Raw genomic sequence first — 19,878 nt, 5'->3', positions numbered from 1 at the left:
CCAACACGAAGAACCCCAGCCTTGGCTGGAGTTCTTCGTTACTGACGGACCAGACGGCGATTATCCGGCCGAATCGCCGCAGTACTGCGGTAGGGATTGATATCCAACCCGCCGCGACGCACATAGCGCGCATACACCGTCAGCTGTTCGGGCTCGAGCAGGCGCAGCAGGTCGAGGAAAATCCGCTCCACGCATTGCTCATGGAAGTCGGCATGCTGGCGGAAGCTCACCAGATAGGCCAACAGACTGGCATGATCCAGCGCCGCGCCGCGGTACTGCACCACCAGGCTGCCCCAGTCCGGCTGGCCGGTGACCGGGCAGTTCGACTTGAGCAGGTGGCTATGCAGGCTCTCCTCGACGATCCGCCCCGGCTCGCAACGCAGCAGCTGTGGCTGCGGTTGCGCGTAGTTGCTGATGGTCACATCCAACTCATCGATGCACGGCCCCGGCAACGTCGCCACGCCCTCGGCGGCAACCTCGCCCAGACTGCGCACACGCACAGCGACCGGCTTGCCGGCCGCTGCCGACAAGTCGGCCTGCAGCACGGCGACCAGTTCGTCGGTATCGGCAAAGACCGTCTGGTTGAGCGAGTTGAGGTAGAGCTTGAACGACTTCGACTCGATGATGTTCGGCGAATCCGCCGCAATGGCGAACTCGCCGATGGCCACCACCGGCTTGCCCGACGGCGACAGCCAGGACAGTTCGAAGCAGTTCCACAGATCCACCCCCTGATAGGGCAGGGTCTCGGCCGTCAGTCCCAGTTCGGCCCATTTCGGCGCGCGCGGGATGGGGAACAGCAATGAGGGCGTATAGGTGGCGATGTACTCGCTGGACTTGCCCAGGGGCGAATGTTCGGCGGCGGGGTGCATGGCAAAAACCTGGTTAAACGGAACAACGAATTGTATACAAATCTCTCGATCGAATCAGCGCTTCATTCGCCGGCGAGCCGCCTCAGGCCAGTTCGGCCACCAGCGCCGCCAGGGCCTGAGCCGGATCGGCGGCCTGACTGATCGGCCGACCGATCACCAGGTAATCGGAGCCGGCCTGCAACGCCTGCTGCGGGGTGAGGATGCGTCGCTGGTCGTCCTGAGCGCTGCCGGCCGGGCGAATGCCCGGCGTCACCAGCTGCAGCGACGGATAGCTGGACTTCAACACCTGCGCTTCCTGAGCGGAGCAGACCAGGCCGTCCAGCCCGGCCTGCTCGGCCAGCCCGGCCAGGCGCAGCACCTGCTGCTGCGGCTCCAGATCCAGGCCGATACCGGCCAGGTCCTCGCGCTCCATGCTGGTCAGCACCGTAACGCCAATCAGCAGCGGCACCGGACCGCCGAGCGTGTCCAGGGTCTCGCGACAGGCCGCCATCATGCGCAGGCCACCCGAGCAGTGCACATTGACCATCCATACACCGAGCTCGGCGGCGGCCTTGACCGCCATCGCCGTGGTATTGGGGATGTCGTGGAATTTCAGGTCGAGAAACACCTCGAAACCCTTGTCACCCAAGGCCTTGACGATCTCCGGGCCGCAACGGGTGAACAACTCCTTGCCGACCTTGACCCGGCACTGGGCGGGATCGAGGCGATCGGCCAACGCCAGAGCGGCATCACGGGTCGGGAAATCCAAGGCGACGATGATCGGAGTCTGGCAAGCGGACATGAACGGGCTCTCTGGCAGGCTGATTTCGCCGCGCATTGTAACGGAAGCATCGCCCCCGTGCCGCCCTGACGCGGCATGCCCGAACGCGGGCCGTTTCACGCCCGCGCAGGTTCACAGCTCCAGGACCACCTCGTGCTGCACCCGCGCCAGACCGCCGGCCAGCAGCCGCGCTATCCGCCCCTGGGCCAGCTGCAGATCGACGGTGATCAGGCTGGGCGATGGCGGGTGCATCAGGTAGCCCTGCTCGATCAATAACCGGGGACCCGCTATACCCATTCGCTCGTGCAGAAAGCACGCCAGTGGGCCGGCCGCCATGCCGGTGGCCGACTCCTCAGCGATGCCGTAATAAGGCGCGAACATCCGTGCACCGGCTGCTCGCCCAGGTCGGCGGGTATCCGGGGAGAACGCATAGAAGCCGATCAGCCCGAGCCGCTGACTGAGGCGCGCCAGGGCCTCCTGGTCCGGGCATAGCGCGGCGACCCGGGCCTCGTCGGCCAGCGGCAGCAGGACGAAGGCGCCGCCGGTGCTTACCCGCGTGGGCCACAGGCCGGGCAGCAACTGACCCGGATCGATGCCCATCGCCGCCATCAGCGCATCGAGCAAGCGCGGATCGTCCGTAAGCGCTAATGACTCGGGCCGATGCTGCTCCATGAAGACCATGTCGCCCCGGATCAGGATGTCGCGGTTGCCGTCGATCGTTTCCTTGCTGGTCCAGCCCTCGCCCACCTGTCCTTGCTGACGCAGCAGGGCGAAGGTGGCCACGGTGGCATGGCCACAGTGGGCGATCTGCCGCATCGGGGTGAAGAACTCCAGCCTGAACGCCGCACTCTGCGAACGGGACACGAAGGCGGTCTCCGACAGCCCGACCTGAACGGCAATGGCCTGTTTCTGCGCGGGGCTCAGGCCATCGGCCTGCAGCACCACCCCGGCGGGATTGCCGCCCTGGCCGTCATCGACGAAGGCGCTGACGATCCGCACCTCGACCTGCATATCGGCGCCTCTGTTGCAGTGGCATGGTTATTTCGCCAGGGGGTCGTCCCAGAAGGGGCGCTCGCTCTCCTGCAGGACGTCCGCCCGACTGAGGCCCAGATCCTTGAGCGCCTCATCATTAAGGGTAGCCAACTGCCGACGCTGGCGGGCCAACTGCTGCCAGCGCTCGAGTCGATGCCAGGCGGCCCTGGCCAAGGCGCCCAGACTCAGACCACTCCCGGGCACTACCTGAACTATTGCGTAACCTCTTTGACCTTTCATCACATCGCCCTCCTGTGGGGTTGGCGACAGTCTCACGCCAGGCTTATGATCAATCCAACGAATGTTTCTTATGCAATACATCTCTGAGATTGATTGATGGCCAACTACCCGAGTATCGACAGCGAGCTGCTGCGCACCTTCGTCGCCATCGCCGACCACGGCGGTTTCACCCGCGCCGCGGAGGTGGTCAATCGCACCCAGTCGGCGGTGAGCATGCAGATGAAGCGCCTGGAAGAGGACGTACTAGAGCGCCCGCTGTTCCAGCGCGACGGACGCCAGGTCAGCCTGACCGCCGAGGGCCAGGTCCTGCTCGGCTATGCCCGACGCATCCTCAAGCTGCATGGCGAGGTGATGACCACCCTGCGCGAGCCGCACATGGTCGGTGCCGTGCGCATCGGCACGCCGGACGATTACGTGATGCGTTTCATGCCGGGCATCCTCTCGCGCTTCGCCCAGGCCTATCCCCTGGTGCAGGTGGAGCTGCATTGCGAGCCCTCGTTCAGCCTGCTGCAGCGCCAGGATCTCGACCTGACCATCGTCACCCGCGAGCCGGGCACCGAGATCGGCCAACTGCTGCGCCAGGAACGCATCGTCTGGGCCGAAGCCCAGGGCTTCAGCCCCCACGAGCAGGAGCCGCTGCCCCTGGCGATGTTCAATGCCCAGTGTTTCTGCCGCTCCTGGGCCTGCAACGCCCTGGATGCCATGGAGCGCGAGTACCGCATCGCCTACACCAGCCCGAGCCTGTCGGCGATCATGGCGGTGGTCAGCGCCGGCCTGGCGATCACCGCCCAACTGCAGAGCCTGATTCCGCCGGATCAGCGTATCATCGGCGAGGCCGAGGGTCTGCCGGCTATGCCGTCGGCGAGCATCGTGCTGCTACGCAACAGCCACACCCAGTCGCCGGTGACCGAAACCCTGGCCGAGCACATCATCGAGGGCTTCAAACTTTGATCCCGAGCAGCAGTGCGCAGAGCAGCAGGAAACCGGCAAACAGTGCGCGCAACAGCCGCTCGGGCAGCGCATGGGCCACCCGCACGCCCCAACTGATACTGAGCAGACCGCCGCTCGCCAGCGGCAAGGCCAACGCCCAGTCGACACGGCCATGCAGGGCATAGGTGATAAGCGTCACCCCGGTGCTCGGCGCCGCCAGGGCCAGCGACAGCCCCTGAGCCACCACCTGAGTCGTGCCGAACACCGCGGTCAGCACCGGCGTGGCCAGCACCGCCCCACCCACCCCGAACAGACCACCGAGCAGCCCCGCACCACTGCCGAGCAGCGCCAGCCAGGGCCAGGGATAACGCAGCCCGGCGCTGCCCGCGACCGTGCGCCAGTAGACCCGCGAAAAGTTATACAGGGCCAGGGCCAACAGGAAACCGACGAAGGCCAGGCGCATGCGCTGGGCATCCAGGGTCACGGCCCAGGCCGAGCCGAGCCAGGCCCAGAGCAGGGCACTGGCGGCCAGGGTCAGGGCGTGACGTCGATCGATGCGATTGCGCTGGTGGTAACGCCACAGGGCCAGCAGCACGTTCGGCACCACCATGACCAAGGCGGTGCCCTGGGCCAGCTGCTGATCCAGGCCGAACAGCACGCCCAGGACCGGAATCGCGATCAACCCCCCACCGATGCCGAACAGCCCGCCCAGCGCACCGAGCAGCATGCCGAGGATGAGATTGAGGGCGAAGTCGATCAGGTTCACGGGCGGGCTCCATCTGGGTACGGGCCATGCTAGCCACCGTCCGCTGGCCTGGAAACGCGTAGCCGAGCACAATGGCTATGCGTATTCCGCACAAGCGAGGCTGCATGAATCCCGACAACCTCACCGACCAGCTGGGCCTTTTTCTCGACGTACTGGAAACCGGCAGTTTCTCCGCCGCCGCCCGTCGCCATCCCCTCACCCCCTCCGCCGTTGCCAGACGCATCGACGCCCTGGAGCGCTCGCTGGGCAGCAGGCTGTTCAGCCGCAGCACCCATGCGGTGCGCGCCACGGCATCCGGCCTGGCCTTCGCCGAGCGGGCCAGGCGCATCCTCAACGAACTGCACCTGGCTCGAGCCGAGGCCGTCTCCTTGAGCAGCGCACCTGAGGGGCTGATCCGCATAGACGCCCCGGCCCCCTTCGGTCGCCGCCACCTGGCGCCGGTGCTGGCCGAATTCCTCGCCGCCTACCCGGGACTGGACGTGCAATTGCGCCTGATCGACAGCTTCGTGGACCTGCAAGGCGCGCACCTCGGTGAGGTCGACCTGGTCCTGCGCATCGGCCCGCTGGCCGATACCCGCCTGGTCGCGACGCCGCTTTCGCCCTTGATACGCGTGGTCTGCGCCAGCCCGGACTACCTGGCACGGCGCGGCATACCTCGCGCCCCCGGCGAACTGCCGGAGCACGACGGCCTAGACTGGGAAGGCCTGATGCCGCCCTACGCCTGGCGCTTCGAGCAAGACGGCAGGCTGCAGCTCCATCGTCCGGAACGTCGGCGCCTGACCGCCAACAATGCGGAAACCCTGCTGTATGGGGCCCTCGCCGGCCTCGGCATCGCCCACCTGCCGACCTGGCTGGTCAGCGAGCACCTGCTGCGCGGCGAGCTGGTCGCACTGTTCTGCGAAAACGGCCTGCCGCCCGCCGAACCGAGCAGCATCTATGCCCTGCGCCTGGAACGTGAGGCGAGCTCGCGCGCCCAGCTGCTGCTCGACTTCCTCAAGCAGCGCTTCGGCTTCCCGCCGCCCTGGGACCAGGCGCTGCGGGCCTACCTGCCGCAACAGCGGTAAACCGAAAATACCAGGCAAAAAAAACCCGACGCCAAGGTCGGGTTTTTCTCGAGGCTACAGCCCTGGACTCAGGCTTGCGGCGCCTGGGTACGGCCCTTGTAGGAGCCGTCACGGGTATCGATCTCGATCCAGTCGTCGATTTCGACGAACTCGGCGACCTTGATCTCGGTGCCGTTGCGCAGCTTGGCTGGCTTCATCACCTTGCCGGACGTGTCGCCACGGGCAGCGTTCTCGGTGTAGACGACCTGGCGCACGATGGTGGTCGGCAGGTCGACGGAAATCACCTTGCCTTCGAAGAACACGGCTTCGCAGACGTCGGTCATGCCTTCTTCGATGAACGGCAGTACGCTTTCCAGATCTTCGGCACGCAGCTCGTAGGAGTTGTAGTCCGGGTCCATGAACACGTAATCCTCACCGCTGATGTAAGAAAGGTTCACTTCCTTACGCTCCAGGATCACCGGCTCCATCTTGTCGTCGGCCTTGTAAACGGTCTCGGTCTTGGAGCCGTTCAGCAGGTTCTTCAGCTTCATCTTGACGATGGCACTGTTGCGGCCGGACTTGGTGAATTCGGCCTTCTGGATCAGCCACGGCTGGCCGTCGATCAGGGCCACGCTGTTGGGCTTCATTTCTTGTGCGGTTTTCATACGAATATCCGATGTATGCGGGAGTACAGAATTTCTAGGCCGCGTATCATAGCCAATTTCGGTAAAACTGTACCAGCGCCGTGGCCAGATCGGTACGCGCGCCCTGCTCCTGGCTCCAGTTCCGTGCATGTGCGAGCAGCTCCGGCCAGTGCGGCAGCAACGCCTGCCAACCTTCGCCCACCCCCTCACCGGCATTCCAGCCTCGCCACAAACGGATCAGCGCCTGTGCCGCCTCGGGCGACAACCCCTGCGTGTAGAGCGCCAGGAAGGCCTCGAGCTTGTCCCAATGTGCGCCTTCGGCCTGCCGATAGATGTGCCAGAGCAGCGGCCGCCCGGCCCACTGCGCCCGCAGGAAGGAGTCCTCACCGCGCACCGCATTGAAGTCACAGCACCAGAGCAGTCGGTCGTATTGCGCCTGCTCCATGAACGGCAGGACGCGGATCTGCAACTGCCCACACTGCCGCTCATCCCCGGCCGCCAGCCTCCCACCTCCGAGCCAGGCCTGCAGGTCGTCGAGAATGCGCCCCTCGGGCACCAGCAGTTGGGTGGGAGCATGGTCGGCGGCCAAGACGTCCAGCCAACCGGCCAGCCCCGGGTTCTCGTAGGCGAACAGCGAGATCAGCCGCGCGCCCGGCTGCCGACGCACCCCGAGGGCGGCGAGAAACCCGGTTTGCGCCTGCGCATCGGCCTGAAAGGCCCGGCACTGCGCCAGCAGCTCGCGCTCGCGCAACAAACCACCGCTGCCCGGGGCGAAGCCCGGAAAGAAGAAGAATTTCTGCAAGCCCTTGGGCTGCAAGGACGGCAGGCCGTGACAACCCTCGACCCAGTCCTCGGCGCTCAGATACTCCAGGTTGAGCCACAGCACCCCGGAGGCCCGCGCCGCCATCGCCGCCACATAGGCGGCCGGCAGCTCGCAGGCGAAGGCCTCGATGACCACGTCGGCCGGCTCGACCGGCTGCCACGGCTCGCCCCACCGGCACAGCTCCACGCCTTGCTGCTCCTGCCGACCGGCCTGGGCATCGGCCTCGGGGCAGATGCGCGCGAACGCCGCCATGTCATCGACCCACAGGCGCACCTGCTGGCCATGCTCGGCCACCAACTGCCGAGCCAGACGCCAGGTCACCCCGATATCGCCGTAGTTGTCGACGACTCTACAGAAAATGTCCCACTTCACGTTCGGGCTTCCGAATGATGGCACTGAGTTTAACCCCTTAGCGGGGCGCGGCAGCCCCTACTGGCCAGGCTCGACTGGCGCATAACGCAAAAAGCCCCTGAAAGATCGCTCTCTCAGGGGCTTTGCGAAAGTGGCGGTGAAGAAGGGATTCGAACCCTTGATACGGTTTCCCGTATACACACTTTCCAGGCGTGCTCCTTCAACCACTCGGACACTTCACCGGATCTCGACAGGCGCTGCCGTCTGTCGAGGCGCGCTAATCTAGCCGAACACCTCGCCAAAGGCAAAAGTTTTTTTCAAAAGATTCATGTGCTTATACCCAGTGCAGGTATCGACGCCTAGCCGCAGACAGGCGGCCCGATGCCTTAACGCGTCAAAGCCCTCGGCCCCACGGGCAGCACACCGGCCGCTCTTACAACCAGGGCAAGGCGTTCTCGAACACTGTCTATGCCTGATCGAGCTCATTCGAGCCGATGCACACCCGGCAACTCGCTCCCCTGCAAGGCTGACCGACCAGTCAGCCGCCGCGCTTTACCTGAGGGTTGGGGGTGAGTAACGTCTGCTCCACTTCAGCACAAGGAACCCCGCTATGAGCGACCTGATCAGCTATCAACTCGAAGAGGGTATCGCCACCCTGACCCTGAGCAACGGCAAGGTGAACGCCATTTCCCCGGACGTGATCGCAGCCTTCAACGCCGCGCTGGATCGGGCCGAGCAGGACAAGGCCATCGTCATCATCACCGGCCAGCCGGGCATCCTCTCCGGCGGCTACGACCTTAAAGTGATGACCTCCGGCCCGCAGAACGCCATCGCTCTGGTCGCCGCAGGGTCGACGCTGGCGCGGCGCATGCTGGCTCACCCCTTCCCGATCATCGTCGCCTGCCCCGGTCATGCGGTGGCCAAGGGTGCCTTTATCCTGCTCTCGGCCGACTACCGCATCGGCGTCGAGGGAGCGTTCAATATCGGCCTCAACGAGGTGCAGATCGGCATGACCATGCACCACGTGGGCATCGAACTGGCCCGCGACCGCCTGCGCAAGTCGGCATTCCACCGTTCGGTGATCAATGGCGAGATGTTCGACCCGCAGGGCGCCGTCGACGCCGGCTTCCTCGACAAGGTGGTGCCGGCCGAACAGCTGATGAACAGTGCCCTGGCGGCCGCCCAGCAACTGAAGAAGATCAACATGACGGCGCACCGCAACACCAAGCTGAAGGTGCGCAAGGCGCTGCTGGAGACCCTCGACCAGGCCATCGAGCAGGACCGCCAGCAGCTGCTCTAATGGGGCGACGCGAAATCGGAAGCCCGGCTCCAATGCCGGGCTTCTGGTGTGGCCCGCCACCTGCAGCCGGGACTCTTGCCTCACACGCCCTCGGTTACTGACCCTCCGACGCAGGCCATCGTCCTCGTCCAGATCATTGGCGCCATGCATGCGGCCGGCATGCTCATGGCCATCATCGTCATGCTCGCCATCGCGCCATCCCGAGTTGGCGCTGCCTGAGCCTCTATTATCATGATCACCGCCATGACCACGGCCGTGGCCGCTGCCATCGCCATCGTAACCGTCACCACGGCCACCACCCTCTCCGCCATGGCCCAGGGGCATGCTCGAGGCGGGCACGCAGAAGCCCTCCGATGCCGTCGCTGGCCAGGATTCGTGCGGCACGGCGCCGGCGTCGAACGCTCAGGCTGAGCGGCAACAATCGGCGCCCCCGGCAGGAAGATCCGATCACAAGAAAATGCCGAGCCGACGACCATCGGTCATCAAGATAATCGGCCACTTGCCGATGCGCTGATACCGAGCCGCCAGCAGTCCGGCGGCTCAACATAAGAATAGGAATCAGCGCTTATGAAAATTGCCCATAAAGTCGGCCTCGCGGCAGCAACGGTTTTGTTTCTCACCACTAGCCTACTTTCATTGGTGCAAATCGGTCAGGTTCGCGCCAGCCTGAACGAGCAGACCGAGTCCAGCATCAAGGACTCCAGCGGCGCCCTGGCACGGCAGATCGAGAACTGGTTGAACGGCAAGTTGCAGCTCATCGACATGATGGCGCAGAGCATCGATAGCCAGTTCGGCGATGCGCAGATTCAACGCGTGTTCGACCAGCCCATCCTCAAGCAGCAGTTCCTGCTGATCTTCGGCGGCCTCGAGAGCGACGGTGAGCGCATCACCAATGACCCGAGCTGGAACCCCTCTGGCTGGGATGCGCGGCAACGCCCCTGGTATCCAGTGGCCAAGTCCGGCAGCAGCGCCCTGCTGACCGAACCCTATGCCGATGCCGCCACTGGCGAAATCCTCATCTCCGCCGTCGCCAAGCTCAGCGACCGCGGGCAGTTCAAGGGGGCCTTCGGCGGCGATATCAGCCTCAAGACCATCTCCGACACCATCAATACCCTGGACTTCAACGGTGCCGGCTACGCCTTTCTGCTCACCCGCGCCGGCAACATCATCTCGCACCCGAACACCGAGCTGAACGGCAAGCCGCTCGGCGACCTGTTCGACGGCCAAACACCCGCCCTCAAGCAGGAGCTCAGCGCCATGACCGGCAACGGGCAGGACCTGCTGGTGTCCTTCACCCCGCTGAGCAACCTCAAGGGCATGGACTGGTATATCGGCGTGGTGCTCGATGAATCCAAGGTCATGGCCGAGGCCAACGCCCTCAGCTGGCGCGCGGCCACCGGCACCCTGCTCGGCGTCGCCCTTAGCCTGGTGCTGCTCGGCGCCCTGGTGGCCCGACTGCTCAAACCGCTGAGCCAGCTGCAAAGCTCGCTGCGCGATATCAACAGTGGCGAAGGCGACCTGACACGGCGCCTACCGGCCCAGGGCAACGATGAAATCGCCTCGGTCGAGCGGGAGTTCAACGGCCTGATGCAGAATTTGCAGAGCCTGATCGGCGACGTGATGGGCAGTTCCCGCCAGGTCCGCGAGAGCACCTCGCTCACCTCCAGCGAGGCCAACCAGGCGGCCAACCGCCTGCAAGAGCAGCTGCAGGAGCTGGACCAGTTGGCCACCGCCATGCAGGAAATGGCCTCCACCGCCGAGGAGGTCGCCCGCAATGCCCAGGCCGCGGCCCAGGCAGCCATCGCGGCCAATGAGGAGACCGAGAACGGCGTCACCGTCGTGTCGCAATCCACCGATGCGATCAAGCGCCTGGCCGACGAGATGAACGACACCAGCCACTCGATCAACGAACTGGCCAAGCTCAGTCACAACATCGAGTCGATCCTTTCGGTAATCACCAGCATTGCCGACCAGACCAACCTGCTCGCCCTCAACGCCGCGATCGAGGCGGCGCGCGCCGGCGAGTCGGGACGAGGCTTCGCCGTGGTGGCAGACGAGGTACGCTCGCTCGCCTCGCGCACCCAGCAGTCCACCCAGGAAATCCGCCAGATGATCGACCAGCTGCAGTCCGGGGTGAAACAGGCCGAGGCGCGCATGCAGCAGAGCCGCGACACCGCTAGCCAGACGGCGGAAGACGCCAGCGCCGCCAACGCCATGCTGGGCCGCATCCGCGAGGCCATCACCCGCATCAACGACATGAACCTGCAGATCGCCACCGCGGCGGAAGAGCAGAGTGCGACCACCGAGGAGATCAACCGCAACACCACCAACATCCGCGACATCAGCCATGAGGTGGCCGGGGGCGCCGAGCAACAGGTGCGCCAGTGCGCGGTGATGGTCGACCAGGTCGGCCAACAGGACCGCATGCTGGAACGCTTCAAGGTCTGAACCGAACGCCCTGCCGACCGGCAGTCAACGGGCATCGCGCGAGTGGCCACAGGACCGCTCGCTCGATGCGACTAATAGGGTAAATGCCGCGAAAATAGCCGCTAACCGTCGGCGATCAACGGCATTTGCCCAATAACCTGCCCGCCCCTACACTGCGCGCCTTTCTTCCGATGGGCGTACCCCCCCCCAATGCTTTTTCTTCTGCGCATGCTGGTGATGGCCGTGCACTTCGTTCTCGCCGGCATACTCGGCCTGCTGATCGGCATCTGTCGCCCCTTCAATCCCGACAACAGCCGACTCTGCGCGCGCCTCTACGCACTGCCGGCCCTGTGCATCCTGCGTCTCGAGCTGCGCACAGAGGTCGAGTCGATGCGGGCACAGCGGCAGGCCTGCGTGATAGTCGCCAACCATCAGTCCAACTACGACCTCTACGTGATCGGCGGCGTGGTGCCGCCACGCACCGTGAGCATCGGCAAGAAGAGCCTGAAATGGATTCCCCTGTTCGGCCAACTCTACTGGCTGGCTGGCAACGTGCTGATCGACCGCGGCAACGCGAGAAAAGCCAAAGAGGCGATGCTCACCACCACCGAGGTGCTCAGACACCAGGACACCTCGATCTGGGTATTCCCCGAAGGCACGCGCAACGCGGGCGAAGCGCTGTTGCCGTTCAAGAAGGGCGCCTTTCAGATGGCTATTGCCGCCGGAGTGCCGATCATCCCGGTCTGCGTCAGCAGTTACATCAGGCAGATTCGCCTGAACAGCTGGGACGGCGGCAAGATCCTGATCCGCTCGCTGCCGGCCATTCCCACAACGGGTCTGACTCAGGCCGACCTGCCCGGGCTGATCGATCACTGTCACGCCCAGATGCAGGCCTGCATCGACGCCCTGGACGCGGAACTGGCCCTCGCCTAAAGCCGCCTCCCCTGGCGCCAGCCATAGGCCGGCGGTGGCCTGGCGCAGTGCCGGGCTACCGCCGGGTCGGGTTCAGAGGTCCAGCCCCGAACGCCCATGGGCGACGAAGCGCATCATCCACTCGGCCACCGTATGACCCTGGTGGTCGTGCTGCAGGCTATCCAGGCCTTTACGGTAGGTCTGCTCGCCGATGTGCTGCTGACGAATCTCCAGCAGCTCCTTGGAGTAATCGTGGACGAACTCCGGATGCCCCTGGAAGCACAGCACCTGGTCGTCGATGCAATAAGCGGCGATCGGGCAGAAGTCGCTGGATGCCAACAGGGTCGCGTTCTCCGGCAGCTTGGTGACCTGGTCCTGATGGCTGATCAACAGGGTCAACTCCTCCAGCACCGGTGCCATCCAGGCCGGCTGATGGGCCAGACGGTAGCGATGAATGCCGACGCCCCAGCCCTGCTCGGCGCGCTCGGCCTTGCCGCCGAGCAGCAGCGCCAGCAGTTGATGGCCGAAGCAGATGCCGAGCAACTTGTCGCCCTTGGCATAGCGATCCAGCAGATAGGTCTTGAGGGTCTCGATCCAGGGGTCGCTACCGAAGGAGTCGGCCTTGCTGCCGGTTACCAGATAGGCATCGTAATGTTCGCTGTCCGGCGGGTAGTGGCCTTCCATCACGTTGTACACCTGGAACTCGGCGGCGATCGGCTGTTGCGCGAACAGCCGCTCGAACATCCGGCCGTAGCCTTGGTACTGATCGATCAGTTCGGGACGAAGAATGTCGGTTTCCAGAATGCAAATCTGCAGCGGCATGGGGCGGGTACCTAAAACGCATGGAGGTGGTGTCTACTGTGCCCAAGCCTGCCTGGGGCTGGCAGGCAAGGCAAGAGCCGCTGACACCGTCATGAGCACAAGGCGAACGGATGCCCCTGGTGCACAGGAGCGCCCGTCTCGCAACCGCTGCAGTCAGAGCGAACCGGCCCGCCCAGCGCCGGTCGTCGGCTTTCTCCTCAGAAGCGCTGGTTGCTGGCCGCCTTCTCCAGCAGCAGCGCCGGTGGCAGGAAGCGCTCGCCGTACTGCTCGGCCAGGTACTGGGCGCGGGCGACGAAGTCCTGAATGCCGTACTGGTTGATGAACTGCAGTGCACCGCCGCTCCAGGCGGCGAAACCTATGCCGAAGATCGAGCCGATGTTGGCGTCGGCGGTCGAGCGCAGCACGCCCTCCTCCATGCACCTCACGGTTTCCAGGGCCTGGATGAACAGGATACGGTCACGCACATCCGCCTGGGGAATCTGCCGATCGGCCCGCTCGAAGCGCGCCTTGAGCTCTGGCCACAGGCGCTTCTTGCCGCCCTCCGGGTACTCGTAGAAACCGCCGCCAGCCGCCTTGCCCGGCCGCTTGTACTCGCCCAGCATCAGCTCGAGCACGGCGAAGGCCGGATGTTCGGGAACGGGCTTGCCCTCGGCGCTCAGGTCCTGCGCCGTCTGCCGGCGAATGTGCTGCATCAGGCTCAGCGACACTTCATCGCTGATCGCCAAGGGCCCGACCGGCATGCCCGCCTTGCGGGCCTCGTTCTCGATCAGCGCCGCCGACACGCCTTCGCCGAGCATGGCGATGCCTTCGTTGGTGAAGGTACCGAATACCCGAGAGGTGAAGAAGCCACGGCTGTCGTTGACCACGATCGGGGTCTTCTTGATCTGCATGACGTAGTCGAAGGCACGGGCCAGGGTCTCGTCGCTGGTCCGCTCGCCCTTGATGATTTCCACCAGCGGCATCTTGTCCACCGGGCTGAAGAAATGCAGGCCGATGAAGCGCTCCTGCTTCTGCACCGCGGTGGCCAGACCGGTGATCGGCAGGGTCGAGGTATTGGAGGCGATCACCGCGTCGCTCAGTGCCGCACGCTCGGCGGCGGCGCTGACGTTGGCCTTGAGGTCGCGGTCCTCGAACACCGCTTCGATGATCAGGTCGCAGCCGACGAAGTCGGCGTCCTTGTCGCTGGTCTTGATGCGCTCGAGGAAGGTATCGCGCCTCTCGGCACTCATCTGGCCGCGTGAGACCTTCTTGTCCAGCAGCCTGGCCGAATGGGCCTTGCCCTTCTCCGCCGCTTCGATGGAGACGTCCTTGAGCACCACCTCGATCCCCGCCGCCGCCGAGACATAGGCGATACCGGCGCCCATCATGCCGGCGCCGATCACACCGACCCTCTTCGTCTGACAGGGGGCGTAGCCTTGCGGGCGTGAGCCGCCGGCATTGATCTCGTTGAGCTGGAACCAGAAGGTGCCGATCATGTTCTTGGCCACCTGTCCGGTGGTCAGCTCGGTGAAGTAGCGGGCCTCGATCAACTGTGCGGTGTCGAAGTCGACCTGGGCACCCTCGACCGCTGCGCAGAGGATCTTCTCCGGCGCCGGGAAGCAGCCCCTGGTCTTGTCGCGCAGCACCGAGGGGGCAATGGCCAGCATCTGCGCCACGCCGGGACTCGACGGCGTGCCGCCGGGCATCCTGTAGCCGGCCTGGTCCCAGGGTTGCTTGGGTGCCGGGTTGGCGGCGATCCAGGCACGGGCCTTGGCCAGCAGGTCATCCCTGTCGCTGGCGAGGTCATGAATCAGGCCGGCCTTGAGGGCGGCATCCGGGCGCACCTTCTTGCCTTCGGCCAGGTACGGCAGGGCCTTCTCCAGCCCGAGCAGACGGACCATACGCACGACCCCGCCGCCGCCCGGCAGCAGGCCGAGGGTCACTTCCGGCAGGCCGAGCTGCACAGCGGAACTGTCCAGGGCTATGCGGTGGTGGCAGGCCAGACAGATCTCCCAGCCACCGCCCAGGGCGGCGCCATTGATCGCCGCCACCACGGGCTTGCCGAGGCATTCCAGGCGGCGCAGCTGGTCCTTGATCTTCAGGACCATCTGGTAGAAGTCGCGGGCGTCGGCCTTGCTCACCTGGATCAACTCATTCAAGTCGCCGCCGGCGAAGAAGGTCTTCTTCGCCGAGGTGATGATCACCCCGGCCAGCGCGTCCCGCTCGGCCTCCAGGCGCTCGACGACCCGAGACATGGCCTCACGGTACTGCGCGTTCATGGTGTTGGCGCTCTGCCCGGGCATGTCCATGGTCAGGACCACGATATCGTCCGGGCCTTTCTCGTAACGGATGGCGTCAGTCATGGTTCTCATTCTCCGCCTCAGACTCTCTCGATGATCGTTGCGATGCCCATGCCGCCGCCCACGCAGAGGGTGGCCAAGCCGTAGCGCAGCTGGCGCTTCTCCAGCTCGTCGAGCAGGGTGCCGAGGATCGCGCAGCCGGTGGCGCCGAGGGGATGCCCCATGGCGATCGAGCCACCGTTGACGTTGACCCTGTCCTCGGCCACGCCCATGTCTTTCATGAACTTCAGCACCACCGAGGCGAAGGCTTCGTTGACTTCGAACAGGTCGATGTCCTCCACGCTCAACCCGGCCTTGGCCAGGGCCTTGCGGGTAGCCGGCGCCGGGCCGGTGAGCATGATGGTCGGGTCGGTACCGGTCACGGCGGTGGCGACGATACGCGCCCGCGGCTTGAGCCCCAGCTCGCGGCCCTTGGCCTCCGAGCCGATCAGCATCAGCGCGGCACCGTCGACTATGCCCGAGCTGTTGCCGGGGGTATGCACATGGTCGATGCGCTCGAGGTGGCTGTAGACCTGCAAGGCGGTGCTGTCGAAGCCCATCTGACCGATCACCTCGAAGCTCGGTTTGAGCTTGCCGAGCCCCTCGAGGCTGCTGTCGCCGCGAATGAACTCATCGTGATCGAGCAGGACGATACCGTTCTGATCGGTGACCGGGACCAACGAGCGACTGAACGCGCCAGCGGCACTGGCGCGCGCGGCCTTCTGTTGCGAGCGCAGGGCGAACGCATCGACATCGGCGCGGCCGAAGCCCTCCAGGGTGGCGATCAGGTCGGCGCCGATGCCTTGAGGGGTGAAATGGCTGTGCATATTGGTTTCCGGATCCATCACCCAGGCACCGCCGTCGGAACCCATGGGCACCCGCGACATGGACTCCACGCCACCGACCACCACCAGGTCCTCGAAACCGGAGCGCACCTTCATCGCGCCGAGATTGACCGCCTCCAGGCCCGAGGCACAGAAGCGGTTGAGCTGCACGCCGGAAACGCTGACATCCCAGTCCGCCAGCATGGCCGCGGTCTTGGCGATGTCGGCGCCCTGGTCGCCCACCGGGGTGACGCAGCCGAGCACGATATCGTCGACCTGACTGGTGTCCAGGCCCGTGCGGTGCCCCAGGGCCTGCAGCAGACCGGCAACCAGGCTCACCGGCTTGACGCTGTACAAGGCGCCGTCCTTCTTGCCCTTGCCGCGGGGCGTACGCAGCGCATCGAAAATGAATGCTTCGGTCATGACGTCCTCGAACCTCCCATGGAGGGAATGGATAAGGGGGCGGCGCCGCCTGTCGCGCTCGGGCGTGCCTGCCGTGCTCCTCTCCACCATACCCCCGGGGCCGGCTGACTCAATGACCGAAGCGCTCAGCGCCATTGACCGGCGCGTTCAGACGAACGGCTCACTACTGGCCTAATGACGGCGCGCCGCACTTAGAGGCGTCTGGCTCCGGGCCTGCTTGGGGAACTTGTGGCACATCCAATAACTCATAGTTCCAAACAACCTTCGTATTGAAACCAAGTTATCTAAGTGAACCGTGATGTGCCCCCTAGAGTTACCCAAGTAGGAAGGCAATGAACACTAGATGCCAGGGACCGTCGCCGGGCGCTGCCGGGGCGGTATGTCAGTCCACGCCTGGTGTGACGCCGTAGCCCGCAAGCCTCGATAACGGGCAATAGACGTCACGCCGAAAATAACAAAAGGCAGATGGCCATGTTCAGACAACCCAAGTTTCGTCAAGCCGGCCTGATCGTTTTCGCCACTACGGTCATCTTGATCATCCCCAACCTGACCCGACTGGTCAGCTGATCTCCCCTCCCGGCGCTGCGCGTCCCCTTCGAGCGCGCATGCGCAACCGCGCGGCCAACCTCCTGCCGCGTTAGAATCGTTGGCCTGCCCGACACTCCAGCCAGCGCACACTCCCACGCGTGCGCCCACAATCGGATGCGGCTGCCGGTAATCCTCGAATTCGCAGCAACGGCGACATCACACATGCGCGCTTTGATACTCGCCCTGATGATATTGAGTGCCTGGGTGCAGGCCGCCGAGCTGCGCCTGGACATAGGCGTGGCCAGCCGTAGCTGGAGCAGCACCGAACTGCTCGCCCATCCGCAGGCGCGCTGGATAGCGATTGCCGATGACGTCAGCTACAAGCGCAGCATGAGCTACCGCGCCGTACCACTGGTCGCCTTGTTGCCGGGTCTGCGGCCAGGCGACCTCCTGCAAGCGGTGGCCCGCGACGGCTTCGCCGCCGAGTTGCCGGCCACGCTGCTGCTCAACCCGGCCGGCGCCCAGGCCTGGCTGGCGGTGGAAGACCCGGCCCACCCCTGGCCACCGCTAGCGCCGAACAAGGCCAGTGCGGGGCCCTTCTACCTGGTCTGGCTGAACCCGGCGGCCAGCCGCATCGGTGCGGAACAATGGCCGTTCCGTATCGCCCGCATTCGCAGCGTGGCGCCACTCGCGCAACGCTACCCGCAGCTGCTGCCGGCCCGTGATGCCGCCCCGCGCGTCACCGCCGGCTTTGCCCAGTACCAGAAGCACTGCATGGCCTGTCACCGCCTCAATGATGCCGGCGACTCCAGGTTCGGTCCGGACCTGAACATTCCCCACAACCCCACCGAGTACTTTGCCGGCGACTTTCTTGCCCGCTATATCCGCGACCCGCAGAGCCTGCGGCACTGGCCCCAGGGGCGGATGCCAGGCTTCAGCCGCGCGCAATTGAACGATGAGGAACTGACCCAGTTGCTCGCCTACCTGCGGCATATGGCCGGGCGCAAGGTGCATAACCCCTAGCCGACGAGGCCCGACCGAAGCTAACCCGCGGGCGACGCAAAAGCGGCCCCGACTCGTGCGCCATACAGGAGCACGCCTTGGTGGCCGCCCCCGCCGCGCTACTGCGCCTGCACGCGCAGTAGCGGCAACAGAGCCAGCTTCGCGCGCATCTGCTCGCCCCCGCCCCCTCGGCGCACACCCCGCACCGGGCAGGCATCCAGGTAATCCAGGCCGACGGCGAGCTTCAGGTGCCGCTCGGGAATGGCCAGGCAATTGGTCACGTCGAAACTGTACCAGGCCCCATCCAGCCAGGCCTCGGCCCAGGCGTGGCTGGCCAACTGCTCGGAGCCATCGGTGAACAGGTAACCGGACACGAAGCGCGCCGGGATGCCCAGGCTGCGTGTGCAGGCAAGGAAGGCATGGGCCTGGTCCTGGCAGACGCCCTGGCGTCCGGCGAAGGCTTCGGCGGCACTGGTCTCGTTCTCGGTGCTGCCCGGCAGGTAGCTGATATGGGCGTTCAACCCGTGCATCAGGTCGATCAGCGCGGCCCGGTCACGGCGTTGCTGACACTGTTGCCGGGCGAACTCGCGCAACGCCCTGTCCGCCGCGGTCAGGGGAGTGAAGCGCAAGAACGGCAGCGGCGACTGCTCTTCATGCTCTGCCTCGCGCCGCTCGTCGATCTCGACCTGGCCGTGAGCCCCGATCACCACGGTGTCATGGGGCTCGTCCAGAGTCAGCACGTGGAGGATATTGCCGTAGGGGTCGAGCTGCGCGCGCGCCGGGTGGGGCAGCGTCAGCTGCCAGTCGAGCACATGCTGGCGCTCGCTGTCGTGGGGGGTCACGCGCAAGTACTGGATGCTGGCACGCACCTGATCTTCATAGTGGTAGGTGGTGTCATGGCTAATGGACAGTCTCATGCTACCTCCAGATATGACCGTTGAATGGCTTGGCCCAGCAGGCGAACCTGCTGGATGAATTCGGTGAGCCAGGCATGCAGCCCCTCATCGAGTATTTCCTTGATGCCGGTATAGCGCAGGCGGGCCTCCAGTTCCGCGGCCAGGCGCTGAGCCGGGCGAGCATTCTCGCCAGGCAGGTTGGCGAGCGTCCGGTTGAGCTCGTCCATGCAGGCACGCAGCGAGCGCGGCACCTCGGGGCGCAGCAACAGCAATTCGGAAACTTTGCGCGCCCCCGGGGAGCCCCGATAGATCTCGGCGAACGCCTCGAACGATGACAGCGCCCGCAGCAAGGCCGTCCACTGGTAATAGCTGCGGGCCGGCCGGCCATCGATCTCATCGATGTCCTCGCCGAGCATTTCGTAACGCGCATCGAGCAGACGCAGGGTGTTGTCGGCCCGCTCGATGAAGATGCCCAGGCACACGAAGTGATACGGATCGCCGCGCATGATGGTGCCGAAGGTGGCGCCACGGAACAGATGCGAACGTTCCTTGACCCACTCGCAGAAGCGGCTGATGCCGAAGCGCCCCAGCCCCTGCTCGGATATCCCGCGAATCTCCAGCCAGGTGGCGTTGATGTTCTCCCACACGTCTCCGGTGATACGTCCGCGCACCGCATGGGCATTGGTGCGGGCGGCCTGCAGGCAGCAGTAAATGCTCGCCGGGTTATCGGCGTCGAGCGCGAAGAAGTTCAGCATGCGCTCGGCATGCATCTGCCCATGACGCTCCAGGTACTCGTCCAGGGTGCCGGTGATCAGCAATGGCATGGCCAGCTCGTCCAAACCATCGCCACTGCCGTCCTGCGGCATCAGCGACAGCGAATAGCTGACATCGAGCATGCGCGCCAGGTTCTCGGCGCGCTCCAGGTAGCGGGACATCCAGTACAGATCGGAGGCGGTTCTCGAGAGCAT

Annotated in this window: 18 protein-coding genes, 1 tRNA gene and 1 pseudogene; 7 read left to right on the top strand and 13 right to left on the bottom strand. The window is 65.2% G+C overall.

The features are described 5' to 3' along the window. Positions 1–38 precede the first annotated feature (38 nt). The 4 genes from queF to ACSX1C_RS03560 all read right to left on the bottom strand — a co-directional run bounded on the left by queF (position 39) and on the right by ACSX1C_RS03560 (position 2,901). Positions 39–869 carry an NADPH-dependent 7-cyano-7-deazaguanine reductase QueF gene (gene queF / locus ACSX1C_RS03575; protein WP_439888262.1) on the bottom strand — a complete coding sequence of 277 codons (831 nt, stop codon included), beginning with the start codon at positions 867–869 and terminating at the stop codon, positions 39–41. 82 nt (positions 870–951) lie between these two features. Next, positions 952–1,650, bottom strand: coding sequence for an orotidine-5'-phosphate decarboxylase (gene pyrF, locus ACSX1C_RS03570; RefSeq protein ID WP_439888261.1), 699 nt, complete (start codon positions 1,648–1,650; stop codon positions 952–954). 111 nt (positions 1,651–1,761) lie between these two features. Next, positions 1,762–2,640 carry a PhzF family phenazine biosynthesis protein gene (locus ACSX1C_RS03565; RefSeq protein WP_439888260.1) on the bottom strand — a complete coding sequence of 293 codons (879 nt, stop codon included), beginning with the start codon at positions 2,638–2,640 and terminating at the stop codon, positions 1,762–1,764. Positions 2,641–2,667: 27 nt separating this feature from the next. Further along, the gene (locus tag ACSX1C_RS03560) at positions 2,668–2,901 is read right to left on the bottom strand and encodes a DUF1127 domain-containing protein (RefSeq protein ID WP_439888259.1); all 234 of its coding nucleotides are present in this window, start codon (positions 2,899–2,901) and stop codon (positions 2,668–2,670) included. A 96-nt stretch (positions 2,902–2,997) separates the two neighbouring features. On the opposite strand from ACSX1C_RS03560, the gene ACSX1C_RS03555 reads away from it, so the two are divergent. Further along, on the top strand, positions 2,998–3,852 hold the full coding sequence (locus tag ACSX1C_RS03555) for a LysR family transcriptional regulator (protein ID WP_439888258.1): 855 nt from the start codon (positions 2,998–3,000) through the stop codon (positions 3,850–3,852). On the opposite strand, the gene ACSX1C_RS03550 is transcribed toward ACSX1C_RS03555, so the two are convergent. Further along, positions 3,842–4,591 (bottom strand): sulfite exporter TauE/SafE family protein, encoded by a 750-nt coding sequence (locus ACSX1C_RS03550; protein ID WP_439889361.1) that lies wholly within the window; start codon positions 4,589–4,591, stop codon positions 3,842–3,844. The two genes, ACSX1C_RS03555 and ACSX1C_RS03550, sit on opposite strands and share 11 nt — an antisense overlap. A gap of 110 nt (positions 4,592–4,701) precedes the next feature. Here ACSX1C_RS03550 and ACSX1C_RS03545 point away from each other — a divergent pair, with 110 nt between their 5' ends. Further along, positions 4,702–5,661, top strand: coding sequence for a LysR family transcriptional regulator (locus tag ACSX1C_RS03545; RefSeq protein ID WP_439888257.1), 960 nt, complete (start codon positions 4,702–4,704; stop codon positions 5,659–5,661). Positions 5,662–5,729: 68 nt separating this feature from the next. Here ACSX1C_RS03545 and efp read toward each other — a convergent pair whose 3' ends face one another. The 3 genes from efp to ACSX1C_RS03530 all read right to left on the bottom strand — a co-directional run bounded on the left by efp (position 5,730) and on the right by ACSX1C_RS03530 (position 7,700). Further along, the gene (gene efp / locus ACSX1C_RS03540) at positions 5,730–6,305 is read right to left on the bottom strand and encodes an elongation factor P (protein WP_318642028.1); all 576 of its coding nucleotides are present in this window, start codon (positions 6,303–6,305) and stop codon (positions 5,730–5,732) included. 46 nt (positions 6,306–6,351) lie between these two features. After that, positions 6,352–7,479: an elongation factor P maturation arginine rhamnosyltransferase EarP gene (gene earP / locus ACSX1C_RS03535; RefSeq protein ID WP_439888256.1), complete on the bottom strand. Its 1,128-nt coding sequence runs from the start codon at positions 7,477–7,479 to the stop codon at positions 6,352–6,354. A gap of 131 nt (positions 7,480–7,610) precedes the next feature. Then, positions 7,611–7,700, bottom strand: a tRNA-Ser gene (locus ACSX1C_RS03530). Positions 7,701–8,068: 368 nt separating this feature from the next. Between ACSX1C_RS03530 and ACSX1C_RS03525 the strand changes: the two genes are divergently transcribed. The 4 genes and pseudogenes from ACSX1C_RS03525 to ACSX1C_RS03510 all read left to right on the top strand — a co-directional run bounded on the left by ACSX1C_RS03525 (position 8,069) and on the right by ACSX1C_RS03510 (position 12,118). Then, positions 8,069–8,758, top strand: a complete 690-nt coding sequence (locus tag ACSX1C_RS03525) for a crotonase/enoyl-CoA hydratase family protein (RefSeq protein ID WP_439888255.1) — start codon at positions 8,069–8,071, stop codon at positions 8,756–8,758. Between the two features lie 567 nt (positions 8,759–9,325). Further along, positions 9,326–10,348: pseudogene (locus ACSX1C_RS03520) on the top strand (cache domain-containing protein); the annotation flags it as partial. Beyond that, a complete protein-coding gene (locus tag ACSX1C_RS03515; protein ID WP_439889360.1) occupies positions 10,346–11,206 on the top strand; it encodes a methyl-accepting chemotaxis protein in 861 nt (286 codons plus the stop codon). The pseudogene ACSX1C_RS03520 and the gene ACSX1C_RS03515, both read left to right, overlap by 3 nt. Before the next feature lie 189 nt (positions 11,207–11,395). Further along, entirely contained in the window at positions 11,396–12,118 is a 723-nt protein-coding gene (locus ACSX1C_RS03510; protein ID WP_439888254.1) for a 1-acylglycerol-3-phosphate O-acyltransferase, read from the top strand. A 72-nt stretch (positions 12,119–12,190) separates the two neighbouring features. Here the strand turns inward: ACSX1C_RS03510 and ACSX1C_RS03505 are convergent, their stop codons facing one another. The 3 genes from ACSX1C_RS03505 to ACSX1C_RS03495 form a co-directional block, all read right to left on the bottom strand. Then, positions 12,191–12,919: an amidotransferase gene (locus ACSX1C_RS03505; protein WP_318642033.1), complete on the bottom strand. Its 729-nt coding sequence runs from the start codon at positions 12,917–12,919 to the stop codon at positions 12,191–12,193. Positions 12,920–13,116: 197 nt separating this feature from the next. Continuing rightward, positions 13,117–15,261 (bottom strand): 3-hydroxyacyl-CoA dehydrogenase NAD-binding domain-containing protein, encoded by a 2,145-nt coding sequence (locus ACSX1C_RS03500; RefSeq protein WP_439888253.1) that lies wholly within the window; start codon positions 15,259–15,261, stop codon positions 13,117–13,119. A gap of 17 nt (positions 15,262–15,278) precedes the next feature. After that, positions 15,279–16,484, bottom strand: coding sequence for an acetyl-CoA C-acetyltransferase (locus tag ACSX1C_RS03495; RefSeq protein WP_439888252.1), 1,206 nt, complete (start codon positions 16,482–16,484; stop codon positions 15,279–15,281). A gap of 750 nt (positions 16,485–17,234) precedes the next feature. Here ACSX1C_RS03495 and ACSX1C_RS03490 point away from each other — a divergent pair. Beyond that, the gene (locus tag ACSX1C_RS03490; RefSeq protein ID WP_439888251.1) at positions 17,235–18,035 is read left to right on the top strand and encodes a c-type cytochrome; all 801 of its coding nucleotides are present in this window, start codon (positions 17,235–17,237) and stop codon (positions 18,033–18,035) included. Positions 18,036–18,133: 98 nt separating this feature from the next. On the opposite strand, the gene ACSX1C_RS03485 is transcribed toward ACSX1C_RS03490, so the two are convergent. Together ACSX1C_RS03485 and ACSX1C_RS03480 are read right to left on the bottom strand one after the other, a co-directional pair. Then, a complete protein-coding gene (locus ACSX1C_RS03485) occupies positions 18,134–18,931 on the bottom strand; it encodes a transglutaminase family protein (RefSeq protein ID WP_439888250.1) in 798 nt (265 codons plus the stop codon). After that, positions 18,928–19,878, bottom strand: coding sequence for an alpha-E domain-containing protein (locus ACSX1C_RS03480; protein ID WP_439888249.1), 951 nt, complete (start codon positions 19,876–19,878; stop codon positions 18,928–18,930). The genes ACSX1C_RS03485 and ACSX1C_RS03480 overlap by 4 nt, the downstream gene beginning before the upstream one ends.

The organism is Pseudomonas sp. MBLB4123, from assembly GCF_051904775.1.
In the GTDB taxonomy this organism is placed as follows: domain Bacteria; phylum Pseudomonadota; class Gammaproteobacteria; order Pseudomonadales; family Pseudomonadaceae; genus Aquipseudomonas; species Aquipseudomonas benzenivorans_B.
The sequence above is the reverse complement of the archived record's forward strand: the minus strand, read 5'-3'. Positions and strand labels throughout refer to the sequence as shown.